The 4,401-nt window shown below is 76.7% G+C and carries 5 protein-coding genes; 3 read left to right on the forward strand and 2 right to left on the reverse strand.

Annotated features, from left to right (window positions below):
* The 3 genes from FA014_RS18380 to FA014_RS18390 form a co-directional block, all read left to right on the forward strand.
* Positions 1-646: electron transfer flavoprotein subunit alpha/FixB family protein (locus FA014_RS18380; protein WP_154731065.1), on the forward strand; the 646-nt coding region annotated here is incomplete at its 5' end.
* 5 nt (positions 647-651) lie between these two features.
* The gene (locus tag FA014_RS18385; protein WP_154731066.1) at positions 652-1,965 is read left to right on the forward strand and encodes an FAD-dependent oxidoreductase; all 1,314 of its coding nucleotides are present in this window, start codon (positions 652-654) and stop codon (positions 1,963-1,965) included.
* Positions 1,962-2,246, forward strand: coding sequence for a ferredoxin family protein (locus FA014_RS18390; protein WP_230323386.1), 285 nt, complete (start codon positions 1,962-1,964; stop codon positions 2,244-2,246). The genes FA014_RS18385 and FA014_RS18390 overlap by 4 nt, the downstream gene beginning before the upstream one ends.
* Here the strand turns inward: FA014_RS18390 and FA014_RS18395 are convergent.
* Both FA014_RS18395 and FA014_RS18400 read right to left on the reverse strand, forming a co-directional pair.
* Positions 2,204-2,947 carry a TetR/AcrR family transcriptional regulator gene (locus tag FA014_RS18395; protein ID WP_195969369.1) on the reverse strand — a complete coding sequence of 248 codons (744 nt, stop codon included), beginning with the start codon at positions 2,945-2,947 and terminating at the stop codon, positions 2,204-2,206. The two genes, FA014_RS18390 and FA014_RS18395, sit on opposite strands and share 43 nt — an antisense overlap.
* A 333-nt stretch (positions 2,948-3,280) precedes the next feature.
* Complete coding sequence (locus FA014_RS18400; RefSeq protein ID WP_154731069.1) at positions 3,281-4,156, reverse strand: HAD family hydrolase; 876 nt, start codon at positions 4,154-4,156, stop codon at positions 3,281-3,283.
* Positions 4,157-4,401: the final 245 nt, after the last annotated feature.

The raw sequence follows: 4,401 nt of genomic DNA on the forward strand, positions 1-4,401 counted from the left end.
CGCCGGCGCCGTGGCCGCGCGGTGCGGCGCACCGGTGCTGACCGGCGCGACGGACGTGAGCGCGACCGCCGACGCCGTCGAGGTCCGCCGTGACGTGCACGGCGGCATCGCGGTCCGCACCGAGCGGGTCACGGGGGGTCCGGCGGTCGTGACGGTCGCGCCGGGCGGGGTCGCCGCGCCCGCGGCACCGGTCGCGGTCGAGGAGGTCGCCGCGCCCGGGCCCGCCGCCGCCGTGCGGGTCCGCGAGGAGCGGGCCTCGGGCCGCGCGTCGGTCGACCTCGGCGGCGCCCGGGTCGTCGTCGGCATCGGCCGCGGCCTCAAGGCGCGCGAGGACCTGGCCCTGGTCGAGCGGCTGGCCGCGGCGCTGGGCGCCGAGGTGGCCTGCTCGCGGCCGCTCGCGGAGGGGCACGACTGGCTGACCAAGGACCGGTACATCGGCATCTCCGGCCAGCACGTCGCCCCGGACCTGTACGTGGCCGCGGGCATCTCCGGCCAGGTCCAGCACATGGTCGGCGTCGCGGGCGCGAAGGTCGTCGTCGCGATCAACTCCGACGCGGACGCGCCGATCTTCGCGCAGTGCGACCACGGCGTCGTCGGCGATCTCTACACCGTCCTGCCCGCGCTCGCCGCGGCCCTGGAGGCCTGACCGCCGTGGCCGACGAACCCGACTTCGACGTCGTGGTGGTGGGGGCCGGCCCGGCCGGCTCCGTCACCGCGCACCGGCTGGCGACCGCCGGCCTGTCCGTCGCGCTGATCGAGCGCGGCGAGGCCCCGGGGTCCAAGAACCTGTCCGGCGGTGTGCTGTACGGCCGCGTGCTGGACCAGGTGCTGCCCGGGTTCGCCGACGAGGCGCCCGTCGAGCGGCGCATCACCCGGCACGTCACCACCTTCCTCACCCCGGACTCGGCGGTGTCGCTCGACTACGCGTCGCAGCGGCTCGCCGAGCCGGTGAACGCGGTGACGGTCCTGCGGGCGAAGTTCGACCCGTGGCTCGCCGAGCGGGCCGAGGAGGCCGGGGCGTACCTGATGCCCGGCGTCCGCGTCGACCAGCTGCTCACCGAGCCGGCCGGCGAGCCGGGCGCGGTGCGCGTGCTCGGCGTCCGGGCCGGCGAGGACGAGCTGCGCGCCCGCGTCGTCGTGGCGGCGGACGGGGTGAACTCGTTCCTCGCCCGCGACGCCGGGCTGCGCGGCAAGGAGCCGCTGAACCACCTCGCCGTCGGTGTGAAGGCGGTCGTCCGGCTGCCCCGCAGCGTGATCGAGGACCGGTTCGGCCTCACCGGCGACGAGGGCGCCGCGCACGCGCTGGTCGGCGACTGCACCCGCGGCGTCGGCGGCGGGGCGTTCCTCTACACCAACACGGAGTCGCTGTCGGTGGGCGTCGTGCTGCGCCTGGACGACCTCCTCGCCTCGGGTCACACCGCCGCGGGGATCTTCGATCACCTCGTGCAGCACCCGGGGCTCGCGCCCTACCTGCGGGGCGGCGAGGTCGTCGAGTACGGGTCGCACCTCGTGGCCGAGGGCGGCCTGGCGATGCTCGGCACGCTCGCCACGGACGGCCTCGTCGTGGTCGGCGACGCCGCCGGGCTCACCATCAACTCCGGGCTGACGGTCCGGGGGATGGACCTGGCCATCGGGTCGGGGATCGCCGCCGGGGACGCCGTCGCCGAGGCGATCGCCGCCGGGGACGTCACCGCCGCCGGCCTCGCGGGGTACCGCAGGCGGCTCGACGAGAGCTTCGTCGGGCGCGACCTGCGCACCTACGCCCGGGCGCCGAAGTTCCTCGAGCGCCCGCGGATGTACGGGGCGTACGGCGAGCTCGCCGCGGGCCTGTTCCACGACGTGTTCAGCCTCGACACCACGCCGCGCAAGCACCTCGCGGCGGTCGCCCGGACGGCCCTCGGCCGGTCCGGGATCGGGCTCCGGACGGTGCTCAGCGACGGATGGGCGGGGGTGCGTGCCCTGTGAAGGCGCAGACGATCCCGGAACGGCTCGGGGCCAACCGGTACGAGGTCGACGAGGAGGAGTCCCACATCGTCGTCGACCAGGAGCTCTGCCGGACCACCGGGACGGGGCAGCGGATCATCGCCGTCTGCCCCGCGGGCGTGTACTCCGAGCGGGACGGGCAGATCGACGTCGAGTACGCCGCGTGCCTGGAGTGCGGGACCTGCCTGGCGGTCGCGGCACCGGGGGCGCTGACCTGGCGCTACCCGCGCGGGGGGTTCGGGGTCCGCTTCCGGGAGGGCTGAGCCGGGGGCGCGGGTGCGTCGGCCTCGGCTGCCGTGGCGGCGGCCAGCTGCAGGTCGACGAGGCGCTCCAGGTACTCCGGCATGGTGGCGCGCACCCGGTCGATCAGGTGCGGCGGCGTGACGAGGACGTGCATCAGCACCGACCCCTCGATGGCGTCCAGCAGGTGCACGGCCGAGGTGCCCGGGGGCAGCTCCCCCTCCCGGACCGCCCGCTCGACACGCTCGCGCTCGCTGAGCACGAACCGCGTGATCGCCTCGTGCCGGACGTCCGCGAGGGGGACGGGGAACGCCCGCGCCTCGACGTACAGCCGGAGCATGGCCAGCCCGTCCTCGCCGAGGTACAGGTCGGCACGCCGCTGCGCGTGGGCGATGAGGTAGTCCCGGAGGGAGTCGCCCGCGCCGCCGTCGGCGGCGGGCTCGTCCGCGTGCTCGTCGGCCGGCGGGGCCGTGCCCTCGGCGGGGTCGTCGGGTGCGGGCTCGGCCTGCACCTGCCGGAGCGCGTCCGCGAGCATCGCCGTCTTGTTCGGCCACCGCAGGTACAGCGACGACTTGCCCACCCGGGCGCGCGACGCCACCTCGGCGATCGTCAGCCCCGTCCAGCCCTTCTCGCCGAAGACGTCGAGCACCGCGGCGAGCGCGCGCCGCTCCAGGTCGGGTGCCCGGGGACGCCCCGGGGGGCGCTGGTCGTCGGGCGAGGTCACCCGTCGGAGGGTAGTCGCCGCCGTCGCCGGGTGTGACGGTTTCCGGGCGTCGCCCGGGAACGGACAACGGCGCCCGGGGAGGACGCCGTTGCCGAACGGACGACCGCGAGGGTTATCAGGCGTGCACGTGGTCAGTCGAGACGGGGTCGAGCCCGTTCGACGCGTCCTATGCGTGGACGGATCGCGCGTGGGTTCCCTCGGGTCGTTCTGTTGTGCTGCCCATTGCAGCCGACGCGCGCGCCCGGGGGAAGGCTTCCCGGCGAAGTCCCAGGTCGCCGGGGTCCGCTGCCCGGATGGCGGGACCGCTGCCCGGATGCCGGACGACGCCCGCGGTCACGGGCGCGGGTGCCGGCGCCCTGCGGCCAGGACGGCCCACGCGGCGAGCGCCGCGGCCGTGACCAGCCCCGCGGCGAGGCCGAGCACCACGCGGTCCCGGGCCGCCGGACCGCTGAGCCGCCGGAGCGTCGCGCGGCCCCGGCCCGTCGACACCGCGACGTGCCGGCGGAACACCAGAGGCGTCCAGCCCTCGTGCTCCGCGAGCCGGCGCAGCGCGCGGTCGGGGTTCACCACGTACCCGTGGCCGACCGCCCGGAGCATCGGCGCGTCGGTCGCCGAGTCGGTGTACGCGGACGACGCCGCCAGGTCGTAGCCGCGGCGCTGCGCCAGGTCCCGCATCGCGCTCGCCTTCGCCGGGCCGTACGCGTAGAACGCGATCTCGCCGGTGTACCGCCCGTCGGCGACCCCCATCCGGCTGGCGATCACCTCGTCCGCCCCGATCAGCTCGGCGATCGGCTGCACGAGCTCGGCGCTCGACGCCGAGACCACGACCACGTCGTGCCCCGCGGCGTGGTGCTCGGCCACCAGGTCCAGCGCCTCGGCGTAGACGACCGGGCCGATCGCGTCCTGCAGGCTTGCGGCGACGATCGACGACACCCGCTCGACGTCCCAGCCCGTGACCATCGCGGACAGCTGGGCCCGGACGCGCTCGGTCCGGCCCTCGGTCGCGCTGCCGAGCAGGAACGCGAGCTGGGCCGCGGCCGAGCGCACCGCCGCCCGCCGGGTGAGCAGCCCGCCCGACAGGAACGGGCGGGCGAACGCGCTGGCCGCCGACGTCGCGATGACGGTCTTGTCCAGGTCGAAGAACGCGGCGGCGCGCGCGGGCGCCCCTCCGTCAGCGGGGGACGTGGGCGAGGTGTGGCCGTGGCTCATGGGGAACGGGTGCCTCCTGGATCGAGGGTATCGAGCCTCGCCGGGACGACCACAGGGGACGGGGGCGTGCGTCGTCCACAGGGAGGGCCCCGGCGGCCGGCGGGCGGCGGGCTCGGGGCGGCACGGTCGGGGCGGGTCGCCGCGGGTGGCGGCCCCACGACGGACAGGAGGCGGGATGGTCGGGGGCGAGCGGCCGGCGGGCGGCGCCGGTGTGGTGGGCGTGCTCGCCGCCGCGTGCGCCGAGC

It is taken from the genome of Cellulomonas hominis (genome assembly GCF_005239125.1).
Taxonomy (GTDB): Bacteria; Actinomycetota; Actinomycetes; order Actinomycetales; family Cellulomonadaceae; genus Cellulomonas; species Cellulomonas hominis_A.